This is a genomic window from Paracoccus sp. S-4012 (genome assembly GCF_009674885.1).
In the GTDB taxonomy this organism is placed as follows: Bacteria; Pseudomonadota; Alphaproteobacteria; order Rhodobacterales; family Rhodobacteraceae; genus Paracoccus.
The window spans coordinates 35,788-59,080 of record NZ_WKKA01000002.1 but is presented as its reverse complement, the minus strand read 5'-3'; the positions used below and the strand labels follow the sequence as shown (position 1 = coordinate 59,080).

The 23,293-nt window shown below is 69.0% G+C and carries 25 protein-coding genes; 6 read left to right on the top strand and 19 right to left on the bottom strand.

The features are described 5' to 3' along the window. Nucleotides 1–2: 2 nt before the first annotated feature. The 6 genes from GI374_RS03635 to GI374_RS03610 form a co-directional block, all read right to left on the bottom strand. Nucleotides 3–1,019 carry an ABC transporter permease gene (locus GI374_RS03635; RefSeq protein ID WP_154335668.1) on the bottom strand — a complete coding sequence of 339 codons (1,017 nt, stop codon included), beginning with the start codon at nt 1,017–1,019 and terminating at the stop codon, nt 3–5. Nucleotides 1,020–1,117: 98 nt separating this feature from the next. Beyond that, nucleotides 1,118–2,668: an ABC transporter substrate-binding protein gene (locus tag GI374_RS03630; protein WP_154335667.1), complete on the bottom strand. Its 1,551-nt coding sequence runs from the start codon at nt 2,666–2,668 to the stop codon at nt 1,118–1,120. A 433-nt stretch (nt 2,669–3,101) separates the two neighbouring features. Next, complete coding sequence (locus tag GI374_RS03625) at nt 3,102–3,314, bottom strand: hypothetical protein (RefSeq protein WP_154335666.1); 213 nt, start codon at nt 3,312–3,314, stop codon at nt 3,102–3,104. Nucleotides 3,315–3,704: 390 nt separating this feature from the next. Then, nucleotides 3,705–4,133, bottom strand: a complete 429-nt coding sequence (locus tag GI374_RS03620) for a DUF6481 family protein (protein WP_229582580.1) — start codon at nt 4,131–4,133, stop codon at nt 3,705–3,707. After that, on the bottom strand, nt 4,133–4,357 hold the full coding sequence (locus tag GI374_RS03615; RefSeq protein ID WP_154335665.1) for a hypothetical protein: 225 nt from the start codon (nt 4,355–4,357) through the stop codon (nt 4,133–4,135). The genes GI374_RS03620 and GI374_RS03615 overlap by 1 nt, the downstream gene beginning before the upstream one ends. A gap of 122 nt (nt 4,358–4,479) precedes the next feature. Next, the gene (locus tag GI374_RS03610; protein WP_154335664.1) at nt 4,480–4,689 is read right to left on the bottom strand and encodes a cold-shock protein; all 210 of its coding nucleotides are present in this window, start codon (nt 4,687–4,689) and stop codon (nt 4,480–4,482) included. 527 nt (nt 4,690–5,216) lie between these two features. Between GI374_RS03610 and GI374_RS03605 the strand changes: the two genes are divergently transcribed. Continuing rightward, nucleotides 5,217–6,254, top strand: a complete 1,038-nt coding sequence (locus GI374_RS03605; protein ID WP_154335663.1) for a fatty acid desaturase — start codon at nt 5,217–5,219, stop codon at nt 6,252–6,254. Between the two features lie 391 nt (nt 6,255–6,645). Here the strand turns inward: GI374_RS03605 and dtd are convergent, their stop codons facing one another. The 11 genes from dtd to GI374_RS03550 all read right to left on the bottom strand — a co-directional run bounded on the left by dtd (nt 6,646) and on the right by GI374_RS03550 (nt 19,022). Further along, on the bottom strand, nt 6,646–7,086 hold the full coding sequence (dtd, locus tag GI374_RS03600; RefSeq protein ID WP_154335662.1) for a D-aminoacyl-tRNA deacylase: 441 nt from the start codon (nt 7,084–7,086) through the stop codon (nt 6,646–6,648). 13 nt (nt 7,087–7,099) lie between these two features. Next, nucleotides 7,100–7,591: a hypothetical protein gene (locus GI374_RS03595; protein WP_154335661.1), complete on the bottom strand. Its 492-nt coding sequence runs from the start codon at nt 7,589–7,591 to the stop codon at nt 7,100–7,102. 7 nt (nt 7,592–7,598) lie between these two features. After that, a complete protein-coding gene (locus GI374_RS03590; RefSeq protein WP_229582577.1) occupies nt 7,599–8,876 on the bottom strand; it encodes a zinc ribbon domain-containing protein in 1,278 nt (425 codons plus the stop codon). A gap of 29 nt (nt 8,877–8,905) precedes the next feature. Then, entirely contained in the window at nt 8,906–10,087 is a 1,182-nt protein-coding gene (locus tag GI374_RS03585; RefSeq protein WP_154335660.1) for an SPFH domain-containing protein, read from the bottom strand. Between the two features lie 24 nt (nt 10,088–10,111). Beyond that, nucleotides 10,112–11,122 (bottom strand): DUF2927 domain-containing protein, encoded by a 1,011-nt coding sequence (locus tag GI374_RS03580; protein ID WP_154335659.1) that lies wholly within the window; start codon nt 11,120–11,122, stop codon nt 10,112–10,114. Beyond that, the gene (locus GI374_RS03575; RefSeq protein ID WP_154335658.1) at nt 11,119–12,315 is read right to left on the bottom strand and encodes a toxic anion resistance protein; all 1,197 of its coding nucleotides are present in this window, start codon (nt 12,313–12,315) and stop codon (nt 11,119–11,121) included. Before GI374_RS03575 ends, GI374_RS03580 begins: the two co-directional genes overlap by 4 nt. Before the next feature lie 117 nt (nt 12,316–12,432). Next, nucleotides 12,433–14,613 carry a 3-hydroxyacyl-CoA dehydrogenase NAD-binding domain-containing protein gene (locus GI374_RS03570; protein ID WP_154335657.1) on the bottom strand — a complete coding sequence of 727 codons (2,181 nt, stop codon included), beginning with the start codon at nt 14,611–14,613 and terminating at the stop codon, nt 12,433–12,435. Further along, entirely contained in the window at nt 14,613–15,824 is a 1,212-nt protein-coding gene (locus GI374_RS03565) for an acetyl-CoA C-acetyltransferase (RefSeq protein ID WP_154335656.1), read from the bottom strand. The genes GI374_RS03570 and GI374_RS03565 overlap by 1 nt, the downstream gene beginning before the upstream one ends. A gap of 271 nt (nt 15,825–16,095) precedes the next feature. Then, nucleotides 16,096–16,725, bottom strand: a complete 630-nt coding sequence (locus GI374_RS03560) for a glutathione S-transferase family protein (RefSeq protein ID WP_154335655.1) — start codon at nt 16,723–16,725, stop codon at nt 16,096–16,098. Nucleotides 16,726–16,734: 9 nt separating this feature from the next. Beyond that, nucleotides 16,735–18,507 carry an acyl-CoA dehydrogenase C-terminal domain-containing protein gene (locus GI374_RS03555; RefSeq protein WP_154335654.1) on the bottom strand — a complete coding sequence of 591 codons (1,773 nt, stop codon included), beginning with the start codon at nt 18,505–18,507 and terminating at the stop codon, nt 16,735–16,737. 113 nt (nt 18,508–18,620) lie between these two features. Then, a complete protein-coding gene (locus tag GI374_RS03550; RefSeq protein WP_154335653.1) occupies nt 18,621–19,022 on the bottom strand; it encodes a MerR family DNA-binding transcriptional regulator in 402 nt (133 codons plus the stop codon). 136 nt (nt 19,023–19,158) lie between these two features. Here GI374_RS03550 and GI374_RS03545 point away from each other — a divergent pair, with 136 nt between their 5' ends. Genes GI374_RS03545 through GI374_RS03535 form a run of 3 tightly spaced genes read left to right on the top strand, consistent with a single transcriptional unit; the run spans nt 19,159 to nt 21,416 of the window. Further along, entirely contained in the window at nt 19,159–19,581 is a 423-nt protein-coding gene (locus tag GI374_RS03545) for a PaaI family thioesterase (protein WP_370515121.1), read from the top strand. 4 nt (nt 19,582–19,585) lie between these two features. After that, nucleotides 19,586–20,089, top strand: coding sequence for a PaaI family thioesterase (locus tag GI374_RS03540; RefSeq protein WP_154335652.1), 504 nt, complete (start codon nt 19,586–19,588; stop codon nt 20,087–20,089). Further along, nucleotides 20,082–21,416, top strand: coding sequence for an MATE family efflux transporter (locus GI374_RS03535; protein ID WP_370515120.1), 1,335 nt, complete (start codon nt 20,082–20,084; stop codon nt 21,414–21,416). Before GI374_RS03540 ends, GI374_RS03535 begins: the two co-directional genes overlap by 8 nt. Nucleotides 21,417–21,420: 4 nt before the next feature. Here the strand turns inward: GI374_RS03535 and GI374_RS03530 are convergent, their stop codons facing one another. Continuing rightward, a complete protein-coding gene (locus tag GI374_RS03530) occupies nt 21,421–21,771 on the bottom strand; it encodes a DUF4177 domain-containing protein (RefSeq protein ID WP_154335651.1) in 351 nt (116 codons plus the stop codon). A 146-nt stretch (nt 21,772–21,917) separates the two neighbouring features. Here GI374_RS03530 and GI374_RS03525 point away from each other — a divergent pair, with 146 nt between their 5' ends. Together GI374_RS03525 and GI374_RS03520 are read left to right on the top strand one after the other, a co-directional pair. Then, a complete protein-coding gene (locus GI374_RS03525; protein WP_370515119.1) occupies nt 21,918–22,289 on the top strand; it encodes an NADH:ubiquinone oxidoreductase subunit NDUFA12 in 372 nt (123 codons plus the stop codon). After that, nucleotides 22,267–22,758, top strand: a complete 492-nt coding sequence (locus GI374_RS03520) for a DUF2155 domain-containing protein (RefSeq protein ID WP_154335650.1) — start codon at nt 22,267–22,269, stop codon at nt 22,756–22,758. Before GI374_RS03525 ends, GI374_RS03520 begins: the two co-directional genes overlap by 23 nt. Here the strand turns inward: GI374_RS03520 and aat are convergent. Continuing rightward, nucleotides 22,656–23,288 (bottom strand): leucyl/phenylalanyl-tRNA--protein transferase, encoded by a 633-nt coding sequence (aat, locus tag GI374_RS03515; RefSeq protein ID WP_370515118.1) that lies wholly within the window; start codon nt 23,286–23,288, stop codon nt 22,656–22,658. The two genes, GI374_RS03520 and aat, sit on opposite strands and share 103 nt — an antisense overlap. Between the last annotated feature and the right edge of the window lie 5 nt (nt 23,289–23,293).

Here is a 23,293-nt window from a genome sequence, read left to right as displayed (position 1 = left end):
GCTCAGCGCACCCGCAGCTTGGGATTGAGGACGAGGTAGAGCATGTCCACCACGGTCGAGATCACGAGGACCATGATGCAATAGGCGAGGCCGACGATCTGGATCACCGGCAGGTCCACGTTGCGGATCGCGTCGATCATGAGGTTGCCGAGGCCCGGATAGGAGAAGATCACCTCGACCAGCAGCGTGCCGCCAAAGAGGAAGCCGAACTGCACGCCCATCAGGCTCAGCGTCGGCAGGAAGGCGTTCTTCAGCCCGTGACGCAGCAGCACCCGCCGTTCGTCGAGGCCCCGCAGCCGGGCCTGGTGGATGTAGTCCTCCTGGTAGGTGTCGAGCAGGCTGGAGCGCAGCACCCGCATGATCGCGGGCGAGGCCGAGATGCCGAGCGCCATCACCGGCAGGATCATGTGCCTCAGCGCGCTCATGAAGGCGTCCGGGCGCCCGGCCAGCAGCGTGTCGAGGAGCAGAAAGCCGGTGATGACCGGGCGCTCGAACTGCGGGTCGAGGCGCAGCATGAAGGGCAGCCATTGCAGCCAGACGCCGAAGATCAGCATCAGCATCAGTGCCCAGAGGAACTCGGGCAGCGACAGCACGACGATGGAGGAGAAGTCGATCGCCGCCTCGGCCGTGCGGTCGCGGAAGTAGAAGGCCAGCAGGCCCCCGGCGACGCCGACGACGGTGGCGACGATCATCGACAGGAAGGCGAGTTCGATGGTGGCCGGCAGTGCCTCCGAGACGAGGTCCCAGACCGGGCGACGGAAGGCGATGGACATCCCGAAATCGCCCGAGAGGAGCTGGCCCAGCCAGATCAGGAACTGCACCGGCAGGGGACGGTTCAGGCCCATCGCCTCGCGCATGGCGGCGACCTCGTCATTGGTCGCGTTCGGCGGCAGCGACATGGCCGCCGGGTCCACGGGCAGCAACCGGAGCACGACGAACAGCAGCGCCGCCACCACCAGCAGCGTCGGGATGGCGACCAACAGCCGCCGCAGCAGCATCTTCATGATCGTGGCGAACATTCAGGCCCCGCGCGTCGAGGATCGGAAGGCTGCGAAAAGGTCGGGACCGCGCGGACGCCTGCCGCGCGGTCCGAAGGGCAGGGGCGAGCCCCGGTGCCTCAGCTCCAGCTCATGGTCTGGGCGAGGATCCAGCCGTTCTTGTATTTCGTGTAGTTGAGGTCTTCCTTGCGGACCAGCGTCTGCACGCTCTGCAGCAGCGGGATCGAGGCGCCCATCTCCAGCACCGTCTTGTTCAGGTCCTGGTAGCCCTTGATCCGCTCCTCATAGTTCGCGGTCTGGAACAGCTCGCGGATGCGGTTGCCCGGCTCCTCGCCGCGCCAGGCGGCGAAGGGCATGTCGGGGTTGAGCATGTAGCCGATGAAGATCTCCGGGTCGGCGGTCGCGTTCTCCCAGGAGTAGAGGGTCAGGTCAGGCAGCTGGTTGCCGCGGTTCAGCTCGAAATACTTGGCGTATTCGATGGTCTCGAGCTCGGTCTCGATGCCGACTTCCTTCCACATGCCGACCAGCGCGCGGGCGATGTCGAAGTCCGACGGGAAATGGCCGTTGGTGGTCGCCATGCGGACCCGCGCCGGCTTGTCCGGGCCATAGCCCGAGGCCGCGAGCAGCTGCCTGGACATCTCCGGGTCATAGGCGAAGGTCAGCCCCTCCACGTCGCCGGGCGAGCCGGGCGTGACCGGCAGCGTCAGCGGCACCGCGGCGCCGCCATAGAAGGCCTTCGACAGCGCCTCCTTGTCGATGGCGTGGTGCAGCGCCAGGCGCAGGTTCTGGTCGGCCGTGGCGGTGTCGTGGCGCACCTGCACGAGGATCACGCGCTGCACCGGGTTCAGCTCGGCCGCGAGGCCCGGCGTCTGGTCCAGCCGCTGCGTCTCGCGCACCGGAATGTTGATCGTGAGGTCGGCCTGCCCCGACTGCACCGCGGCGGCGCGGGCCGAGGGGTCCTTGATGACGTTGATGACGACGTTGCGGATCGCCGGCTTCTCGCCCCAGTAATCCTCGTTGCGCTCGAACACCATGCGGCTGTTCACCTGGTATTCGGTCAGCTTGTAGGGCCCGGTGCCGACCGGCTTCTCGCGGAAGCCCTCGATCCCGACCTGCTCGATATAGGCCTTCGGCACCACGAAGTTCGCCATGAAGCTCAGCCATTGCACCGCGGTCGGCATCGGCTGCGAGAAGTGGAAGGTGCCGGCATGATCGCCGTCCAGCGTGACGTCGGTCACGTTCTTCCAGGTGTTGGCGATGTCGAGCTTGTTGCCGCCGCCGAGGCTCTCCTGCACCCGCTCGTACCAGTTAAAGCGGATGTCCTCGGCCGTGAGCGGGCTGCCGTCGTGGAAGGTGACGCCCTCGCGCAGCTTGAACGTGAGCGACAGGCCGTCCTCGGCGAGGCTCCATTCGGTGAACAGGCCGGGGATGAAGTTCAGGTCCGGATCCTGCATGACCGGCTGCTCGAAGATCAGCTTGTAGATCGGCTGCGCGTCGGGCTGGGTCCGCTGGCTGGGGTCCCAGGACGGCACGTCCGAGGGCCAGGCGATGACGACGCTGTCCTTGTCCTGGGCGCGCGCGGGGGCGGCGGCGCCGAGGTTCAGCGTCGCCGCGCCAAAGCCGATGCCCATGATCTGCAACAGGTGGCGGCGCGAAAGCTCGGAGGTCATGGCTGTTCCTTGTTGGAGAGGCGGTGAGGGTGCATTCCGCGCCCGCACTCGCGGCGGGCTTCGGGGAACTGGATTCCGTTACGCTCGCAGGACGATAATTCCGCGCGGGGGTGAGTCAAGTAAATTGTTTCAAGCCCGAAGAGTATACGGAAGCAGGCGCGAGAACGGGGCTGGCAGATCACCGAGTCCGGGGTTCGCTGACGTCGCCCGACCTCCCGCGCCCGCTCGGCTGAAGCCGGCAAGCGAGGCCCGAAGGATACGGTATTCGGTTTCGGTCGGGGTGGTCGGGCTGCTTGCTGGCAGCTGGTGTCGCCTACAGCGCCGCTGGGGAAGGCTCCCCCGGCCCTCGGGCCGTGCGTCGGCCTGTGCCTGCCAGCTTCGTCGCGCTGTCGCGCTCAGGGTCGCAAGGGGTTCCGCCGCGGCGGAGCTGACCTCAACCCGCCGCTTTGTTGCGCTTGGGGAGGGGCGCCGCACGCTTGACGGTCCGTTCGGCTGCCTCTTTCCTCAGACGGGCTGACCTGAGACGTGCAATCAGCTGACGGCGCGCGGCCGTCTCGGCCTCGATGATCTCGCGCGCGGCGCGGTCCGTGATGTCCGCGCGGGTCTCCGGCCTGCTGGTGGTGAAAAGCGCTCGTGTGGAACTCATGGAGAAAATCCTTCCATAACATTCTGGCGTGCCGGAAACCGGCGGCGCCTTTCAGTGCCCCTCGACGCTATGCGGAAACAGAGTGGAGCCGTCGCCGCCAAGCTGCGTGCGCGACGGCTCGATATGGTCCTGAATCGCCACCCGCTCATGGCGTTAGCCGTCATTGCGGATCCGATATTGCGTCACTGGTATCGCAGTTCAGCGGGTGCTGATCCGGTCAGCGATAGGGGCTGGTGACTGCTAATGTAGGTATTTCAATGCCATAATTCAAGTTGTCCGATGCCGAGGACGTTTTCGGCCGGTCTTTCCCTTTGCAGGGCTCGGCCCGCAGCCCGCGTCATCTGCTGGCTGCGGGGCCCGTTTGAGCCCCGCGCATTCTTGGCCGCAGGCCTACCGCTGTCTCGCCTTGCGAGAGGCATAACGCCGATCGCGTTCGGCCTTCCGCGCGGCCTCATCCTTGACCACTCGGGCGACCATGTTGTCGGACCTGGCGCGCGCTTCGGCCTTCGCGCGGGCTGCGACATTCGCCGCCGTCTGAAGCTGCGCCGCCTCGGCGTCGAGCCGCTTCTGCTCCTGCGCCAGCTGCCGCGCCTCGAGCTTTATCCTGTCGCGCTCTGCATGCCGCTCGGCCCGTGCCGCGGCGATCGCCAGACGCTCTTCGTGACGCGGCCCCCCCGTCCGCTCCGCGGCTTCCCTCGTGGCCCGAAACGCCTCTAGGAGGGCAGCCCTGGCGCCGGAGGCAGTACTGCGGCGATCGGCCAAATCGTTGTCTTTGCTGTTTCTCAAATCTGCATCCTGTCTGAAGTGGCGGCCCGTCATCAGGCCTTCCTGGTTGGCTTCGCGCGAGGCGCGCCGGGTGCCGCTGCAGCGGCTTCCAACTCCCTTGCCAGTCGCGCCTCCTTGAGCCGCGCGGTCTTGTCCCGGGTGGCCTGGAGCGCAGCGTCGAGTTCTTCGACCACCGTCTCTCGCGCCCGGAACTGTGATTGCGCCCTGGCGAAAGCGTTCTCGGCGACCTGGCGGGACTTGCTGTGCGTCTGTGTCATCGCGGTCCAACTCCGGATGTGGCGCTTGCCGGATGGCAAGAAAAAAGGTCAGGCGGAGTGCCTGACCTCGTTGTCATCTCGCTCTCGGCGAGGCGTCGAGCTGGTTGACGAACAGCAACCCGTCAGGCCGCCTGAAGATTGCAGGCCGACATCTTGCCCGACTTGCTGTCGCGCTCCATGTCATAGCCGATCTTCTGGCCTTCGACGATTTCGCGCATCCCCGAGCGCTCGACGGCCGAAATATGCACGAATGCATCCGGGCCGCCATTGTCAGGCTGGATGAAACCGAATCCTTTGGTGGCGTTGAACCATTTGACTGTGCCGGTGGTCATGAGAAGTCCTCTCTTGGCAAACGAATTGGACCGCCCCGCGCAAGACGAGGCGGAGGTCATAGCGATGTTTGAAGGAGAGGTCTGTTCACGGCGCGGTGCCAGTCGCGCAACAATCAAAGCTCGGCAAGCAAATATCGACTGCTGGCTTCTATCCTCCGCATCTTCTCGTGTCAACCACTTTCGCAGGATCATATTGGCTGCCCGGTGCTCAGGTCTATCAATCCGTGACCTCCAGGCGGTCGAAATCCGAAGCACGCCCGCACCTGCATCAGGAAAATGTGAAGCGAATCGCGATAAAGAACAAACGGCCGCTTCAGTACGAGGATGCGCCAGCCGGCACCGGCATGAAAAACCTGCCGAATCGGCCATCCTTCCGGCCCCGCCGCGCGCCGCCTCGGCCGCACGAGTATCCGCCTGCCTCGCACTCCTTCCTTGCCGGGACCAGCGCCTCGCCCTAGATGATGCAGCACTTGAAAACGCCGTGCGGGCCGATGGTCATACGTGGCTCGAGCCGGAGGGCGTTGATGATGACATCTTCCGACGACTTGCCCACGGGGCAGGGGCGCTCGGCCCAGGACTGGGTCCGGGTCCTCGCGAAGTATCGCGAGCCCTCCACCCGCCGCAGCATCCTTGAACTCCTCGTCACGCTGGTGCCCTTCACGCTGCTCTGGGCTCTGGCCTGGGCGTCGATGGCGATCAGCCCCTGGCTGACGCTCGGGCTGTCGATCCTGAACGGCCTGTTCCTGGTGCGGTTGTTCTGCATCCAGCATGACTGCGGCCATGCCTCGTTCTTCCACAGCCGCAAGGTTCAGGACTGGGTCGGCCGGTGCCTGGGGGTGCTGACGCTGACGCCCTATGACGTCTGGCGCCGGACCCATTCCATCCACCACGCGCAGCACGGCAACCTCGACCAGCGCGGCATCGGCGACGTGCTGACGCTGACGGTCGCGGAATACCGGGCCCGGAGCCGCTTCGGCAGGCTGATGTACCGCCTCTACCGCCACCCGCTCGTCCTCTTCGGGCTGGGGCCGAGCTACCTGTTCCTGCTGCAGAACCGCCTGCCGCTCGGCCTGATGACGGCCGGCCGGCGCTACTGGATCTCGGCGATGGGCACGAATGCCGCAGTCGCCCTCGGGCTGGGGGTCGTGATCTGGCTGGGGGGAGCGGCGCCCGTTCTGCTGATCTACATCCCCACGGTCGTGGTAGCCGCCACGATCGGGGTCTGGCTGTTCTACGTCCAGCATCAGTTCGAGGAGACCTACTGGACCGGCAACGACGGCTGGCAACTGCACGAGGCCGCGCTGGCCGGGTCCTCGCATTACGTTCTGCCCGCGCCGTTGCGCTGGGTTTCCGCCAATATCGGCATCCACCATGTCCACCATCTCTACAGCCGCATCCCCTTCTACCGGCTGCCGGAGATCCTGCAGGACCACGCCGAACTCGCGGCCGCCCAGCGGCTGACCCCGTGGGAGAGCCTGCGCTCGGTGAACCTGCATCTCTGGGACGAGAAGCTGAAACGCCTGACATCGTTCCGCGAAGCACGGCGGCGCTATGGCGTCGCCTAGGGCTGCGCGAGAGTGGTTGACGTTGGGGTTTGGCGGAGACCCGGCGCGCTGGACTGTCCTATTTGATGGCCAACGGGCTCTATGTCAGCTACGCGACCTCGTTCGAGTCGCTGCCTGGTAGCGACATCGCCGGCAATCCGCTTGAGCCGACCGAGCGGGGCCATGCTCACTTTATCAAGGGTGGGACGTCGGCCACGCTTCGCACTTGGTGAAACCAGCTTGTGGCTCTTACACGTTCTTCAGTCTGCATCCAGGCTGGGGCAGCACCATGGGCGGAGAGTGTCTTGGCGGCTGAGTATCCAGTCGTTCGTCGGACGATTTGGGCAGTGTAGCTGACGCTTCCGTCGCTCAAGGTCCTTCCCCTTATCCTGTCCATCTGTTTCTCACTATCCTACGACGAGTCCATCCAGATCGTGACGGGGCCGTCGTTGACCAGCGCGACCTGCATCTCGGCCGCGAACTCGCCGGTCGCCACGGTGATGCCGAGGTCGCGCAGCGCCGCGCAGAAGTCCTCGTAACGCGCCTCGGCCTCCTCCGGCGGGGCGGCGCGGGAGAAGCCGGGGCGGTTGCCGGTCCTGAGGTCCGCGGCGAGCGTGAACTGGCTGACGGCGAGGATGGCGTTCCCGGCCTCGGTCACCGGCAGGTTCATCCGGCCCGCCTCGTCGCGGAAGATCCGCAGCTTCGCCACGCGTGCGGCCATCTTCGCCGCGTCCTCCGGCCTGTCGCCCGGCATGGCGCAGACGAGCGCCAGCAGCCCCGGCCCGATCTTGCCGGTCACGCGGCCCTCCACCGTGACGCGCGCCTCGCTTACCCGCTGCAACAGCACCCGCATCAGATGTCCTCCCTCATGTCCCCGTAGGCCCGGGCGGCTGCTCGGCCCGCGCCTCCTCCTCCGCCGCGATCCGGCGGATGAAGCGGGCGAAGTCGGGATCCTCGATCGGCAGCAGCGCGGCTAGCCGGGCGCGGTAGTCGTCGCGTCGGCACCACTGGCGCATATAGGCCTCCCAGGCGCGCCACCGCTTGCCGCGCTTGCCGGTCAGGTTGCGGCCGAAGCCCAGCAGATAGGCCCGCTGAAAGATCGAGGTCAGGATCTCGAAAATGGCATTCATCCGCTCGCGCTGTTCCTCGTTCAGGCCGGGCGTCGAGCGGTCGGAGCTCAGGCTCAGGTCGGGGTTCTGGATCACCAGCTTGAGGAAGTCGGTGTAGGCGGCGGAAAGCGCCTCGTTGACCTCCACCGCGTCGGCCTCGCGCTCCTTCCGACGCTCGTAGAGGAAGACGAAGATCGAGAAGGGCAGGCCCAGCGAGATGACGATGCGGCTGGCGAGATCCCAGTCCATGCTGCCCTCAGATGGGTGGGGGCGGCGTCGTCGCAGCGGCCGCCACCACCGCTGCGCCCGGCAACAGCCCGCCGAGCCGGATGTTCCCGCCCTCCGACAGCAGCAGCATCGCGGCCAGCAGGATCAGCGCGAGGATCACCGCCACCGCAATCTTCCAGGCCGACCACGGCCGCTCGCCCTGCACCCGGCCGGTCTGGCCGTTCACCACGAAGCGGTAGCTCTTGCCGCCATAGCGGTAGGCGGCGGACCAGAGCGGCAGCAGGATGTGCTTGAAGGTTTCGGAGGAGTGCTCGGTGTCCATCGCGTCGATGCGCTGATGGTCGCCGCCGATGTCGCGGCGGATGTCCATCGCGATCACCTCGGCCATCTGCGCGCGGGCGACCTCGTGGCCGGTCTCCAGCGGCACGGTGTAGCCCTCGGCGGCGAAGCCGGCGAGGTATTCGGGCCGGTAAGGGGTCAGGTGCGACAGGTCCCACGGCGTCAGCCCGTCGGTGAAGCGCCGCGGCAGCGAGGTGGAGGCGAGGACCAGCACGTCGTTGAAGGCCCGCGCCACCCGCCCCGAGGCTGGCCGCCAGCGGGTCTTGACCACCGTCTGCGGCACCCGCTGCATGCGGCCGTCGACCTCGCGGGTGACATAGACGGTCTCGGTGTAGTTGTCGCCGCGCTGACCCCGATAGTCGGTGCGGGTGTCGCCGTCGAAGGTCCAGAAGGGCGAGTAGATGCCGCTCATGCGCCGGTTCCTGCGGGCGTATTGCCGGAGGCCCCCCGGCGCGAACCAGAGGCCCTTGAGCCAGGCCTCGAGCGCCCGGCGCGCCTCCTCCTCGGACAGCACGAAGGGCAGCACGCCCTGCGGCTTAATGAGACGCGAGGCCCCGGTGTCGGTGACGACCGGCGTGGCGCAGAAGGGGCACTGACCGGCATGGCGGTCGCCCTCGACCTCGATCCGGGCGCCGCAATTGGGGCAGGAGACGGTGCGGACCGTCATCGCGAGGTCGGAGCCGGCGTCCAGCCGCAGCCCCTCGGCCAGCGGGATCTCGCGCAGCTCCGGCGCCTTGTGGCCCGCATCCCATTGCAGCGCCCGGCCGGTGCCGGGCTGCTCGAGCAGCACGTCCTCGCCCGCGATGCCGCCCTCGGGCTGGCGACCCGGCGCGCGGGCCGCGCCCGGACCGATGGTCTGGCGGTGCCCGCAGTAGTCGCAGGTCAGCAGGTTCTGCCCCGGCGTGAAGCGCAGCGCGGCGCCGCAGTTCTCGCAGGGGTAGCGGTGTTCGACGGGGGCCGAGGGCATGGGAGGCTACCGGACGCGGGGCGGCGCCGTCACGACGACGGCAGGCCCGGCGGGACCGGAGGCGGCGGCGGCATGACGGTGAAGAGCTGCGCCAGCTCGTCCACCTCGCCTGCCTTCTGCCAGCCCTCGGTTCCCGGCGTCCAGACCAGCGTGTCGCGGGTGAAGCTGCCGTCGCGGACCATTCGCCCCAGGTTCGCGCGCCCGTAGGGCCCGTCCGCCTCTCCGTTCACCGCGATATGCCAGACGCGTTCGCTTGGCAGCGGCGGCGGCACCGCCGGATAGGCCCCTGCCCCGGCCGCCGTTGCTGGGATCTGCCCCCACGGTCCCATCGCGCCGCCGACCCGCTGCGCCATGCCGGCGCCGACCCGCTGCGCCATGCCGGCGCCGAGCGCGGCACCCATGCCGGCGCCGATGCCCGCGCCGATACCGCCGCCCGGCGCTTCGGCCCCGCGCAGCATCGCCTCGCTCATCGCATACTGGCTGAAGCGGCCCAGATCGCCCACGATCCCCATCGAGGTGCGCTTGTCGAGCATCCGCTCGACCTCGTCGGGCAGCGAGATGTTCTCGATGTAGAACTCGGGCAGCGTGAGGCCGTATTGCGCCACCGTGGGCGCGATGGCGGTGCTGACGAGCTTCGCCAGGTCGCCGGTATTGGCCGCCATGTCGAGGACCGGGATGCCCGACGACGCGATGGCGCGGCTGAACTCCTGCACGATCACGTTGCGGATCTGGTAGCTGATTTCGTCGGCGGTGAACTCGCCGTCGGTGCCGACGATCTCGGCCATGAAGCGCGCCGGGTCGCTGGCGCGCATGGAATAGGTGCCGAAGGCGCGGACGCGCACCGCGCCGAACTCGGGATCGCGGACGATGATCGGGTTCTTGGTGCCCCATTTGTTGTTGTTGAAGCGGGTGGTGTTGACGAAATAGATCTCGGACTTGAAGGGCGACTGGAAGCCGTGGTGCCAGTGCTGGAGCCGGGTCAGGACCGGCATGTTGTTGGTCTCGAGCATCCAGAGGCCGGGGCCGAACACGTCGGCCAGCTGCCCCTCATGGACGAAGACCGCCGCCTGTCCTTCGCGCACGGTCAGCTTGGCGCCGTATTTGATCGCGTTGCCATGCGTCTCGAAGCGCCAGACCATCGTGTCGCGGGTGTCGTCGGTCCAGGCGATGACCTCGATGAACTCGCTGCCGAGGAAGTCGAAGAGGGCCATGTGGGCTGCTCCCGAGTGAGGGTTTCAGGTGCCCGCGCCGACCAGCCGCTGCGCGATCTGCTCGACGATGGGGCGCACCTCGGCCGCTGTCATGCCGGGGCGCAAGGCGGGATCGTAGAGGATTTGCAGCAGAAGCTCGTCATGGCGGGTGAGATAGGCAAACTCGTCGTCGTCGTTGAAGATCGAGGGGCGTGAGGTGCCGCTGTCGTTGGGCAGGCCGAGGCCCTGCGCGATCTCCTCGTGCAGGCAGGCGGTGCGCGAGAGATCCGGCAGTTCGGCCCGGATCACCGCGACGGCGGTGGTGTAGCCCGCCTCGGGGGCACGGCCATAGGCGAAGACGGTGCAGGCGGTCTGCGGTGACATGCGGGTCAGCGCGGCGATGTCGGCGGCCGGCACGCCCGGCGCCTCGGCGGCGAGGCGGGGGCTGAGGGCGCGGCGCTCATCCTCGGTCACGACATGGAGGAGGAAGTTGCCGCCCTCGGTGGCCAGTGCAATGTCGTGCCCGGTCACGCGGGCGAGGCGGGCGGCATAGTTCGCCACCACGTCGCGGTCACGGACCCGCTGGTCGGGCGGCACGGCAGCGCCGAACTCCAGCCGGATGCGGACCGGCACCTCCCAGCGCCGCAGGGGGACATCGCCATCGCTGCGCGTGAGGCCGGTGGCCACGCGGGTATATTCGCTGCGCAGCGCGACCTCGGCGAAGGTCGCGGCGAGGGCGGCGGCGGTGGGCAGCCCCTCGGACGTGCCGCTGTCGGTCCTGAGCCGACCGCGGGCGAGGAGCTGCTCCTCGACGCCGCGGAAATAGCCGGCGATGGTCTGGCTGTCCTCGCTGCGACCGGCAGCGGCAGCGGCTCGTGCCGCCTCGACCCGCGCGCGGCGCAGTTCGGCGGTGTTCGGCTGCGGCTCGCGAACGGCCGGCTTCGGCCGCGGGGCGACCGGCGCCGGGGCGGAATCGGGCGCAGGCGGCTCCGGCGCGCAGGCCACGAGGGCGAGCGCCAGCAGCGCCGCCCCGGTGCTGCTGGCGCGCCGGATCATGCCGTCGCGCGCCTGCTCGCCACGGGCGCGCTCGGACCCTGCGACCGCGACTGCGAGGCGGCGAGCGTCTGGCGCAGCTCGGCCTCCATCTGCACCAGTTCCGCCTCGGCCGCCGCGCGGCGGGCCTTGCCCTCGTCGGCAATCCTGAGCGAATCCTCGATGGTGGCGATCAGCTCGGCATTCGCCGTCCGCACCGCCTCGATGTCGAACAACCCCCGCTCCATCTCGGTGCGGATCGTGGCATTCGCCTGGCGCAGGTTCTTGGCGTTGGCGGTCAGCAGGTCGTTGGTCAGGTCGCTCGCCTGCCGGACCGAGGCCGCGGCCTCGGCCGACCGCTGGATCGTCACCGCCTGCGCCAGCTGCGTCTCCCACAGCGGCACGGTGTTGACCAAGGTGCTGTTGATCTTCGTGACCAGCGACTTGTCGTTCTCCTGCACCAGCCGGATCGAGGGCAGCGACTGCATCGTCACCTGCCGCGTCAACTTCAGGTCATGCACCCGCCGCTCGAGGTCGTCGCGCATCGCGCGCAGGTCGCGCAGCTCCTGCGCCTCCATGATCGCCCCGTCAGGCGCGGCGGCATCCGCCTCGCGCTGCTTGGCCGGGATGGTCTCGCCGTCCAGCTCCTTCAGCTTGGCCTCGCCCGCGGCAATGTAGAGCGCCAGTTCGTCGTAGAAGTTCAGAGTCCGGTCATAGAGGAGGTCGAGCGACTTGATGTCCTTGAGCAACCTGTGCTCGTGCCCCAGAAGCTCGTCCGTGACCTTGTCGATCTGGCCCTGCACCTGCTCGTAATTGGCGACGAACTTGGCGAAGGGCGCACTGCGGCCCAGCAGCCGCTCCCACCAGCTGCGCTCGCGGCGCACGTCGAGTTCCGAGACCGAGAAGCCGCGAATGGTCGAGACGATCTCGCGCAGGCTCTCGCCCGCCGGTCCCACGTCCTTGTTCTTGACGTCGGCCAGCATCGCCTGGCTGATCTCCTGCAGCTCGGTCTGCGCGCGGCTGCCGAAGCGGACGATGGAGCCGGTGTCCTTGAGGTCGATCTCGTCCATGCGCTGCCGGATTTCGGCCGCGATCGGCGCGGGAGCGCGTTCCAGCGGCACCACCTCCGTTTGCGCCGGTTCGGGCAGGACCACCGATGTGACCTTTTCGATTTCGGCCAGCTTTGCCTGGGCTTCGGCCTGGGTCTCGGCGGTCATGGGCGGTCCTCTCATCGCATGTCCCGGTCACGCGCGAGAGAACGCCTCCGCACGCGCCGGGTCAACAGATTGTCGCGGCGAAGGGTTCCGGCCCGCCACCGCGACATCGCGCGAGTCTTACGCAGCGGCGCGCGAGGCGGCCTCGCCGTAGAAGCTGCCGCCCCGCTCGGCCATGTCGCGCAGCAGCTTGGGCGGCGCGAAACGCTCGCCATGCCGCGCCGCGAGAGCCTCGGCGATCCCCACCGCGCGGGCGGCGCCCATCATGTCGAGCCAGCTGAACGGCCCGCCGGTCCAAGGCGCGAAGCCCCAGCCGAGGATGGCGCCCACGTCACCCTCGCGGATGTCGGTCAGCACCCCTTCCTCGAGCGCGCGCACGGCTTCCAGCGTCTGCGCGAACATCAGCCGCTGCTGCACCTCGGTCAGATCCGGTTGCTCCTCGGCGCGGGGCCAGTTCGCGCCGAGGCCCTCCCAAAGGCCCTGCCGCTTGCCCGCCTCGTCATAGGCATAGAAGCCCGCCTTCGACTTGCGCCCCAGCCGCCCCTCGTCTGCGAGGCGGAAGATGACCGGGTCCACGTCGTTGCCCGCATAGGCGTCCCCCATCGCCGCCTTCGTCGCCTTGGCGATCTTCACCGCGAGGTCCACCGAGGTCTCGTCCACCAGCTGCAATGGCCCGAGCGGCATGCCCATCATCCGCGCCGCATTCTCGATCAGCGCCGGGCTGACGCCCTCGCCGACCATGCGGATGCCCTCGTTGAGATAGGGGATGATGCAGCGGTTGGCGTAGAAGAAGCGGGCGTCGTTGACGACGATCGGGGTCTTGCGGATCTGGCGCACGAAATCGAGCGCCTTGGCGACGGCGCGCTCGCCGGTCTCCCGGCCCTTGATGATCTCCACCAGCAGCATCTTGTCCACGGGCGAGAAGAAGTGGATGCCGATGAACTGCTCCGGCCGGGTGGAGGCGCGGGCGAGGTCGCTGATCGGCAGGGTCGAGGTGTTGGTGGCGAAGATCGCGTCCTGCGGGATCACGGCCTCGGCCTTCTTCGTGACCTCGGCCTTGACGCCGGGGTCCTCGAACACCGCCTCGACGATCAGGTCGCAGCCTTCGAGCGCGGCGTAATCCGTCGTCGCGGTGATGCGGCCCAGCACCTCCGCCTTCTTGGCCTCCGTCACCTTCTTGCGGCTGATGCCCTTGTCGAGCAGCCCGGTTGAATACGCCTTCCCGCGCTCCGCCGCCTCCTGCGCGCTGTCGATCAGCACCACCTCGATCCCGGCGTTGGCCGAGACATAGGCGATCCCCGCGCCCATCATCCCCGCGCCGAGAATGCCGAGCTTGCGCACCTTCTGGTCCGGCACGTCAGGCCGGTTCGCGCCCTTCTCGAGCGCCTCCTTGTTGATGAACAGCGAGCGGATCATTGCGCCCGAGGACGGGTTCATCAGCACCCAGGTGAACCACCGCGCCTCGATCTTCAGCGCCGTGTCGAAGTCCACGAGCGCACCCTCATAGACGGCGCTCAGCAGCGCCTTGGCGGCCGGATAGACCCCCATCGTCCGCCCGCTGACCATCGCCGAGGCGCCGACGAAGGTCATGAACCCCGCCGGGTGATAGGGCGCGCCGCCAGGCATCTTCCAGCCTTTGGCGTCCCACGGCTTCACCAGATCGGCGTCCTTGGCCTGCAGCACCCAGGCCTTCGCCGCCGCCACCGGGTCCTCGGCCACCTCGTCCACGACGCCCGCGGCCCTGGCCTTCTGCGGGTCGTTGAGCTTGCCCTCCAGCAGCAGGGGCGCCGCCATCATCGCGCCCAGCTTGCGGCTGAGGCGGGTGGTGCCGCCCGCGCCGGGGAAGATGCCGACCTGGATCTCCGGAAGCCCGATCTTTGCCTTCGGGTTGTCGGCCGCGAAGATGCGATGGCAGGCCAGCGGCAGTTCCAGCCCGATCCCGAGCGCCGTGCCCGGCAGCGCCGCGGCAATCGGCTTGCCGCCCTTCAGCGTCTTCGGGTCCATGCCCGCCCGCTCGATCTTCCGCAGCAGGTGATGCAGGCTCATGACGCCATCAAACACCGCCCGCGCACCGCCCTGCTTCAACCCGGCAAGAACGTTGAGGTCCATGCCGGCGGCGAAATCGGGCTTGCCCGAGGTGATGACGATGCCCTTCACCGCCTCGTCGCCGAGCGCCTGATCGACCAGCCGGTTCAGCTCCGCCGCCGCCTCGAGCGTCAGCACGTTCATCGAGCGCCCGGCGGCGTCCCAGGTGATGGTGGCGACGCCCTCGGCGTCGGTCTGCATGGCGAAGTCGGTCATCACACCCTCTCGATGATCGTGGCGGCGCCCATCCCGCTCGCCACGCAGAGCGTCGCGAGCCCGGTCTCCTTGTCCTGCCGCTCCAACTCGTCGAGCAGCGTGCCGATCAGGATCGCCCCCGTGGCGCCCAGCGGATGCCCCATGGCAATCGCGCCGCCGTTCACGTTCACCACCGACGGGTCGACCTGGAACGCCTGCATGAAGCGCAGCACGACCGAGGCGAAAGCCTCGTTCACCTCGAACAGGTCGATGTCGCGGATGCCCATGCCCGCGGCTTCGAGCACGCGGTCCGTGACCGGCACCGGGCCGGTCAACATCATCGTCGGGTCGGTCCCGATCTTCGCCGTCGCCACGATCCGCGCCCGTGGCGTCAGGCCCCGCGCCTCGCCCCATTCCTTCGTTCCGACCAGCACCGCCGCGGCCCCGTCCACGATCCCGGACGAGTTCCCGGCGTGGTGGATATGCTCGACCCGCTCCAGATGGGGGTATTTCAGCAGCGCCACCTTGTCGAAGCCGGGCATCACCTCGCCCATCTCCTTGAAGGCGGGCTTGAGGCCCGCAAGGCTCTCCACAGTCGTGTCGGGCCGCATGTGCTCGTCGCGTTCGAGGATCGTCAGCCCGTTCTGGTCCAGCACCGGCACGATCGAGCGGTCGAACCGCCCCTCGTCCCAGGCGAGCTTCGCGCGGCGCTGCGATTCCACGGCGAGCGCGTCGGCCTCCTCGCGGGTGAAGCCGTATTCGGTGGCGATCAGGTCGGCGCTGATCCCCTGCGGCACGAAATAGGCCTTCATGGCCAGGGCGGGATCCACCGCGATCGCGGCCCCGTCGCTGCCCATTGCCACGCGGCCCATCATCTCCACCCCGCCGGCGAGATAGGCCTCGCCCGCGCCCGCCTTCACCTGGTTTGCGGCCAGGTTCACCGCCTCCATGCCCGAGGCGCAGAAGCGGTTGATCGAGACCCCCGGGATGCGCTCGTCGAGGTCCGACATCAGGACGGCCGAGCGCGCGAGACAGCCGCCCTGCTCCATAACCTGAGTGACGTTGCCCCAGATCAGGTCCTCGACCGCATGGCCCTCGAGCCCGTTGCGCTCGGCCATCGCGTTCAGCAGCCGGGCCGAGAGGGCGAGCGAGGTGACCTCGTGCAGGCTGCCGTCGCGGCGGCCCTTGCCACGCGGGGTGCGGGCGGCGTCGAAGATATAGGCGTCGGTCATCGGCGAACCTCGTTCACGTGGCGGGCGCAGCGGCGGGGGCTTAGCGCCCCCGCACCCCCGCGGGGTATTTCCGGACAGAAGAAAGATGGGGCCGGTTCATGGGAAAATAACCCGCGCATGCGACAACCGACGCCGCGGTACAGGCTGGGGAGCCGATGACCGCGACAGGAGAAGGCCGCGGCGGAACGACGCCGCCGCGGCTGATCTTCTTCTGTCGTCAAATACCCCCGCCGGAGGCGTCTTGACGGTGCGACCCTCGCCGCGACTGGCATCACAGCCCCCGGTCCGACGGACGGCCCGGCATCAGGTCATAGGGATGTTTCCAGCCCGGCAGCGCGGCGAGGCGGTCGAGCCAAGCATTGATCGCGGGCCACTCGGCGCGGTCGAAGCCGAAAGGCTCGGGGTAGTAGAGATAGCCGCAGCAGGCGAAATCCGCGATCGTGGGCGCGGCATCCGCGACCCAGTCGCGGGTCTGAAGATGCTGGTCGAGCACCTTGTAAGTGGCCTTCAGGCGGCCCTTGTTGAACTCGATCACCTCCGCCGGACGCTTCTCCTCCGACAGGAAGTTGGCCAGAAACCGCGTCATCCCGGCCACGCCCGAGAGCTTGTGGTTGTCCCAGAAGAGCCAGCGCAGCACCTCGTTGCGGTCGCTGCCGCCGAAGCGGCCGGTCCGATCCGCCACATGCAGCTGGATCACCGCCGACTGCGTCAGCGTCAGGGCGCCCTCGCGGAAGACCGGCGCCTCGCCCATCGCGTTCAGCACGCGGTAGTCCGGCGTCCGGGTCTCGCCGCCGAAGAAATCGACCTTCACCGGCTCCCAGTCGTAGCCGGACAGTTCCAGCGTCAGCGCCGCCTTGTAGGCGTTGCCGCTCTCGCCGAAGCACCAGAGTTGCGCGGTCATGGTCCCCCCTCAGAACGCCTCGGCCGGCAGCGCCATCACCACCTCCCCGCCCGAGCGGATGCGCGCCAGGTGGATCGCCGTCGCGGGCAGTTGCCGCGCCATGTAGTAGCGCGCGGTGGCGAGTTTGGCCTCATGGAACGCGCGGTCCTCGCCGCGGTTCAGCCCCGCCTGCGCCGCTACCGCCATGCGCGCCCACATGAAGCCGAGCGCGACATGGCCGAAAAGGTGCAGGAAATCCGTGGCCCCGGCCAGCGCGTCGTTCGGGCTCTTCATGCCGCGTTCCATGAAGAACATCATCGCTGCCTGCAGGTCCTTCGACCCGGCCCTGAGCGGGTCGAGCACGCTCTCCTTCAGCGCGGCGTCGCCCTCGTGCTCCCGGATGAAGCCCTTCACCATCTCGAAGAACGCCATCGCAGGCTTGCCGCCCTCGGCCGCCAGCTTGCGGCCGACGAGGTCGAGGGCCTGGATGCCGTTCGCGCCCTCGTAGATCATGGCGATGCGGGCGTCTCGGACGAACTGCGACATGCCCCATTCCTCGATATAGCCGTGGCCGCCGAAGACCTGCTGGGCCTGCACCGTCGCCTCGAAGCCCTTGTCGGTCAGGAAACCCTTGGCCACCGGCGTCAGCAGCGAGACGAGGCCCTCGGCCTCCGTATCGCCGTGCCGGGCGCGGTCGATCAGCTGCGCGCCCCAGGCGGCGAAGGCGCGGGCGCCCTCGACGAAGGCCTTCTGGTCCATCAGCATGCGCCGCACATCGGGGTGGACGATGATGGGATCGGCCGGGCCGTCGGGGTTCTCCGCCCCGGTCACGGCGCGTCCCTGCAGCCGGTCCTTGGCGTAGCTCACCGCATTCTGGTAGGCGGCCTCGGCCACCGCATAGCCCTGCAGCGCGACGCCGACGCGGGCTTCGTTCATCATGGTGAACATGGCGCGCATGCCCTTGTGCAGGTCGCCCAGCAGCCAGCCGCGCGCGCCGTCGTAGTTCATGACGCAGGTGGCGTTGCCGTGGATGCCCATCTTCTCCTCGAGCTTGCCGACGCTGACCGCGTTGCGCGCGCCAAGCGAGCCGTCCCCGTTCACCAGGACCTTCGGCACGATGAAAAGGCTGATCCCGCGCGTTCCCTCGCCGCCACCCGGCGCCTTCGCCAGCACCAGGTGGACCACGTTCTCGGCCAGGTCATGGTCGCCGGCCGAGATGAAGATCTTCTGCCCGGTGATGAGGTAGCTGCCGTCTGGCTGCGGCTCGGCCTTCGTCCTCAACATCCCGAGGTCGGTGCCGCAATGCGGCTCGGTCAGGTTCATGGTGCCGGTCCACTCGCAGCTCACGAGCTTCGGCAGCCATGCCTGCTTCTGCGCCTCGGTGCCATGCGCGTGGATGGCCGAATAGGCGCCGTGGGTCAGGCCCTGATACATGTTGAAGGCCATGTTCGCGCTGACGAAGATCTCGCCGGTGGCGAGGCCGAGGACGTAGGGCATCCCCTGGCCGCCGTATTCGGGATCGCAGTCGAGCGCGGTCCAGCCGGCCTCGCGCACCTGATCGAAGGCCGCCTTGAAGCCCTCGGGCGTGCGGACAACGCCGTTCTCCAGCCGGCAGCCCTCGCGGTCGCCGACCCGGTTCAGCGGCGCCAGCATCCCGGAGGCGAGCTGGCCCGCGGCCTCGAGGATCGCCGCGGTGAAGTCGCGGTCCAGTTCCTCATGGCCGGGCAGCCCGCTCTCGGCAATTCCCAGCACATCGTGGAGGACGAACTGCAGGTCACGGACGGGGGCGGTGTAGCTCGGCATCACTCAGGCTCCTGCGGTGCTATCGGACGGCGGGGCGGCGTGGCGGGCGCCGTTTCCGGTCACTTCACTCCAAGCCTAGGCCAGCGCCGCGCCTGCGTCATCGGGACGCTGCGTCAGTGCCTTGCGGGACGTTCCGGCATTTGCTCGCGCAGCCGCGCCGCCTCGTCGCGCAGCGCCGCGAGGTCGTCGCGCGCCGCCGCGAGTTCGGCGATCTGGCCCTCGATGGCCTGCAGCTGCTTCTCGGCCTGCTCGATGAAGGTCGCGAACTGCTCGCGGGTGCCGTGGCTCTCGTACATTTCCAGCCACTGGCGGATCTGCTCGAGGCTGAATCCGAAGCGGCGGCCGCGCAGGATCAGCGTCATCCGCGCCACCTCGCGCCCGCCGTAGAAGCGCGCGCGGCCGTCCTTGCGGGGGCTCAGAAGCTCGATGTATTCGTAATAGCGCAGGGTCCGGGGCGTGACGTCGAACCGGCTGCACATCTCCTTGAAGCTGAGCTCGCCTCCGGTCTCCGGCATCTTCGATCCGCCCTCTTGCCTCTGCACCGGCAACGTAAGGTGCCGTGGCGTCGATCACAACCGCAGGTCGCGCCTGCTTGCGCCGGGCCGGGCCCCGCGCCACTGTCGCGCGCGAGGACCGCAAGGGAACGGCAGCGTGGACGACGAGACCAGAAACCGCATCGCGCGCCAGTTCATCGAGGCGATCCCCTTCGCCCATGCCCTCGACCTCCGTCTCGAGCGGGCGGGCGAGGGCGAGGCCGAGATCGTGATGCCCTGGTCGGAGGCGCTGGTGGGCGATCCGCACAGCGGCGTGATCCATGGCGGCGCGGTTTCGTCGCTGCTCGACACCGCCTGCGGCGCGGCGGTGCTGAGCCATCCGAGCCAGCCGCCGACCACCGCGACGCTCGACCTCAGGATCGACTACATGCGCGGTGCGACGCCGGGGCAGGGGTTGCGGGCGAAGGCCGTCTGTTATCACGCGACCCGCAGCGTGGTCTTCGTCCGCGCGACCGCCTGGGACGAGGATCCCGACCGACCGGTGGCCTCTGCCGCCGGCGCCTTCACCAACACAGGCTGACCCCATGTCCGACCGCAACGAGCCGCTGGAACGGATCAAGTCGCGCCGCGACGGGATGCTGGCCGCGATCACCGGCTCGATCCCCTATCTGCGCTTCCTCGGCATCCAGTTCGATCGCCGCGGCGACGAGTTGACCGCGGTGCTGCCGTTCCAGCAGAAGCTGATCGGCAATCCGCTGCTGCCGGCGCTGCATGGGGGCGCGACGGCCAGCTTTCTCGAGACCGCGGCCATCGTCGAGCTGACCTTCGCCTCGCTCTGGGAAGAGATGGAATCGGGCGCCGTCGCGGCCGATGCGGCGCTTCCCGCGGCGCTGCCGCGGCTGCCGAAGACCATCGACATCACGGTGGACTACCTGCGCTCCGGCCTGCCGCGGGACACCTATGCGCGGGCGCGGGTGGTGCGCTCGGGGCGGCGCTATGCCTCGGTCCATGTCGAGGCCTGGCAGGACAACCGCGCCCGGTTGATCGCCCAGGCGACCGGGCATTTCCTGATGCCGAGCCGTGGCTGAGGCCTCCGCCGCGCCGCCGTTGCGGCCGCTGACGCATCGCCGCATCCTCGCCATCTCGGTTCCGATCGTGCTGTCGAACGCGGCGATTCCGCTGCTGGGCGCGGTCGATACCGGCGTCGTGGGCCAGCTCGGCACGCCGCAGCCGATCGGCGGCGTGGGGCTCGGGGCCACGATCCTCGGGATGCTCTACTTCATCTTCAACTTCCTGCGGATGGGCACCACCGGCCTCGTGGCGCAGTCCCACGGCGCCGGGCGCGAGGTCGAATCGGGGCGCCACCTCGCCCGCGCGCTGGCCATCGGCATCGGCATCGGGCTCGCGCTGATCCTGCTGCACCGGCCGCTCTTCGGACTCGCCCTCGGCATCGCGCCGGGCAGCCCGGCCGTCGAGGGGCTGGCGCGCGAGTATCTCGAGATCCGCATCTGGGGCGCGCCGGCGATGATCGGCCTTTTCGCGATCAACGGCTGGCTGATCGGGGTCGAGCGGACCGGCGCGGTGCTGGCGCTGCAACTGGTGCTGACGGCGGTCAACATCGTGCTCGACCTGTGGTTCGTCCTCGGCATCGGCTGGGGCGTGCCGGGGGTGGCGGCGGCGACGCTGGTGGCGGAATACAGCGGCTTCGCGGTCGGGCTGTGGCTGGCGCGGCGCCCGCTTGCCGCGGCGCTGCGGACCACCGGCCTGTTCGAGCGTCCGGCGATGACGCGGCTGCTCAGGGTCAACGCCGACCTGATGGTGCGGTCGCTGCTGCTGCAACTGACCTTCAGCAGCTTCACCTTCCTCGGCGCGGGGCAGGGCGACGTGGTGCTGGCGGCCAACCAGGTGCTGATGCAGTTCCTGATGCTGACCGCCTACGCGCTCGACGGCTTCTGCTTCTCGGCCGAGACGCTGGTCGGGCAATCCATCGGCGCGCGGCGCCCCGCGCGGGTGCGGCAGGCGGCGCTGATGACATCGCTCTGGGCGGTTGGCGGCGCGGTGCTGCTGGGCGTGTTCTACATCACCGCGGGGGCTGCGCTGATCGACCTTCTGGCGGTCTCGCCCACCGTGCGGCAGGCGGCGCGCGAGTATCTGGTCTGGGCGGCCCTCGCGCCGGTCCTCGGGGTCGCGAGCTGGGTCTTCGACGGCATCTTCACCGGCGCCACGCTCACGCGCGAGATGCGGCTGTCGATGACGGCCTCGGTGATGGTCTATGTGCCGGCGCTCGCCGTGCTGCCGCAGACCTGGGGCAACCACGGGCTTTGGGCGGCGCTGATGGTCATGTTCGTCGCCCGCGGGGTGACGATGGCGCTCTACTATCCGCGGGTGGAGCGCGCGGCCGGCGCGTTCGCGTAGGGTCTCAGCGTTCGCCCGGCGCCGCCGGCGAGGCGGCGGCGCCTGCTGCGGGCTGAACCGGCTCGGACGGCGGGGCCAGCGGGGCGGGCTGCGGCGCTTCCTGGTGCCTCGCCCCGATACCGCTGGCCGCCCGCCGGAAGACCAGCACGTTGTGCCAGACCGTCGCGCGCCCCGTGAGGCCGCTGCGCTCCTCCGAGGGGAGGGTCTCGGCCCGCACATACTCCCACCCCTCCGCGGCGAGGTCGTTCAGCACACCGGCCAGCGCCGCCGCGAAACGGTCGGCAGGGGTGCGCGAGCCCTTCGTCTTGTCGGCCCGCAGGGGCGAGGGGATGACGGTGTATTCGTAATCGGCCATGTATCGCGGTCCTGCCTGCCGGTCGTCCCGAAGCGCGCGTCCTTACGACGAGATAACGCGGCGCGTCCCGCCGCGCCAGAGCGGGCTGGACCTCGGCCGGGGCTTGCGCCATACCCGGCGCGAGTGCTTGCAGCCGGAGGACGCGCGTGAGCTTCTGGAGCAGAGTTTTCGGCTGGTGGGACCGCCAGACGCTGAACACCCGTTTCCACACCTGGCGCCACGGCAACAGGGTGGGCGAGGACTCGCTGGGCAACGCCTATTACCAGTCCGCAAACGGCCGCCGCTGGGTGATCTATGCCGCCGAGGCCGAGGCCTCGACCGTGCCGCCGGAATGGCACGGCTGGCTGCACCACACCTTCGAGCTGCCGCCGACCGAGGCGCCGCTGCCGCGCCAGCGGTGGGAGCTTCCGGCGCAGCCGAACCTCACCGGAACGCCCGGCGCCTACCATCCCGACGGCTCGCTGGTGAACGCGGTGCCGCTGCGCCGGCGCGACTATGACGCCTGGCAGCCGGAATAGCCTCGCAGCGGTCTGCCTGCTGCTACTCGCCACGCCCGCCCTCGCGCAGCCGCAGCCGCGGCCTGACCGTCACGGCGGCGGCTCGGCCGAGGCCGCCGCCGCTGCCGCGGCCCGCGGGACGGTGGCGGTGCTGCGCGGCCTCGACAAGATCAAGGGCACCACCACCGACCTGACCCTCGAAACCGGCGAGGCGGTGCGCTTCGGCCGGCTCGAGGTCCGTTTGGGTGAGTGCCGTTATCCGGTGGACGACCCCGGGTCCGACGCCTTCGCCGCGCTGACCATCACCGACACCGTCGCCCGGCATACCGTGTTCAGCGGCTGGATGATCGCCTCATCGCCCGCGATCTCGGCCCTCGATGACGCCCGCTACGACATCTGGGTCGTTTCCTGCAGCAACGCGGCGGCCTCCGGCAGCGGGCCGGAGAGCGAGGCCGGCACCGACAATGCCGAGGACAGCGCCGCGCGGTAGGCCCGGCGCGAGATCTCGCGCCCGCCGAGGCTTTCGAGATGCGGCGTCGAAAACTGCGTGTCGAAGAGGCGGAAGCCGCAGCGGCCCAGCTGATGCGACAGCCACAGCAGCGCCAGCTTCGAGCCGTCGGTCCGGGCCGAGAACATGCTCTCGCCGAACCACGCGCCGCCGAGCGCGATGCCGAAGGTGCCCCCGGCAAGCTCGCCCTCGCGCCAGACCTCCAGCGAATGGGCGAAGCCCATCGCGTGAAGCTCGCGGTAGAGGCCGCGCAGCGGTGCGTTGATCCAGGTCTCGGGCCGGTCGGCGCAGGCGTCCACCACCGCCTCGAAGCGCGCGTTCAGGGTTGCCGACCAGCCGCCGCGGCGCAGGCTGCGGCGCAGCGAGCGCGAGGCGTGGATGCCGCCGACCGGCAGGACGCCGCGGAAGGGCGGGTCGATCCAGTGCAGGCCCGGGTCGTCGGCGGCATCGGCCATGGGGAAGATGCCGGCGGCATAGGCGCGCAGCATCAACTGCGGCGTTAGGCCCTCCACCGCGC

Coding starts and splice junctions, on each gene's coding strand:
- GI374_RS03540 (WP_154335652.1), top strand. CDS start 19,586: ATGTCCGACCGCAACGAGCCGCTGGAACGGATCAAGTCGCGCCGCGAC.
- GI374_RS03580 (WP_154335659.1), bottom strand. CDS start 11,122: ATGATCCGGCGCGCCAGCAGCACCGGGGCGGCGCTGCTGGCGCTCGCC.
- GI374_RS03635 (WP_154335668.1), bottom strand. CDS start 1,019: ATGTTCGCCACGATCATGAAGATGCTGCTGCGGCGGCTGTTGGTCGCC.
- GI374_RS03590 (WP_229582577.1), bottom strand. CDS start 8,876: ATGCCCTCGGCCCCCGTCGAACACCGCTACCCCTGCGAGAACTGCGGC.
- GI374_RS03605 (WP_154335663.1), top strand. CDS start 5,217: ATGACATCTTCCGACGACTTGCCCACGGGGCAGGGGCGCTCGGCCCAG.
- GI374_RS03585 (WP_154335660.1), bottom strand. CDS start 10,087: ATGGCCCTCTTCGACTTCCTCGGCAGCGAGTTCATCGAGGTCATCGCC.
- GI374_RS03565 (WP_154335656.1), bottom strand. CDS start 15,824: ATGACCGACGCCTATATCTTCGACGCCGCCCGCACCCCGCGTGGCAAG.
- GI374_RS03560 (WP_154335655.1), bottom strand. CDS start 16,725: ATGACCGCGCAACTCTGGTGCTTCGGCGAGAGCGGCAACGCCTACAAG.
- GI374_RS03610 (WP_154335664.1), bottom strand. CDS start 4,689: ATGACCACCGGCACAGTCAAATGGTTCAACGCCACCAAAGGATTCGGT.
- GI374_RS03575 (WP_154335658.1), bottom strand. CDS start 12,315: ATGACCGCCGAGACCCAGGCCGAAGCCCAGGCAAAGCTGGCCGAAATC.
- GI374_RS03630 (WP_154335667.1), bottom strand. CDS start 2,668: ATGACCTCCGAGCTTTCGCGCCGCCACCTGTTGCAGATCATGGGCATC.
- dtd (WP_154335662.1), bottom strand. CDS start 7,086: ATGCGGGTGCTGTTGCAGCGGGTAAGCGAGGCGCGCGTCACGGTGGAG.
- GI374_RS03625 (WP_154335666.1), bottom strand. CDS start 3,314: ATGAGTTCCACACGAGCGCTTTTCACCACCAGCAGGCCGGAGACCCGC.
- GI374_RS03555 (WP_154335654.1), bottom strand. CDS start 18,507: ATGCCGAGCTACACCGCCCCCGTCCGTGACCTGCAGTTCGTCCTCCAC.
- GI374_RS03615 (WP_154335665.1), bottom strand. CDS start 4,357: ATGACACAGACGCACAGCAAGTCCCGCCAGGTCGCCGAGAACGCTTTC.
- GI374_RS03520 (WP_154335650.1), top strand. CDS start 22,267: ATGACGCCTGGCAGCCGGAATAGCCTCGCAGCGGTCTGCCTGCTGCTA.
- GI374_RS03550 (WP_154335653.1), bottom strand. CDS start 19,022: ATGCCGGAGACCGGAGGCGAGCTCAGCTTCAAGGAGATGTGCAGCCGG.
- GI374_RS03570 (WP_154335657.1), bottom strand. CDS start 14,613: ATGACCGACTTCGCCATGCAGACCGACGCCGAGGGCGTCGCCACCATC.
- GI374_RS03595 (WP_154335661.1), bottom strand. CDS start 7,591: ATGGACTGGGATCTCGCCAGCCGCATCGTCATCTCGCTGGGCCTGCCC.
- GI374_RS03530 (WP_154335651.1), bottom strand. CDS start 21,771: ATGGCCGATTACGAATACACCGTCATCCCCTCGCCCCTGCGGGCCGAC.
- GI374_RS03620 (WP_229582580.1), bottom strand. CDS start 4,133: ATGACGGGCCGCCACTTCAGACAGGATGCAGATTTGAGAAACAGCAAA.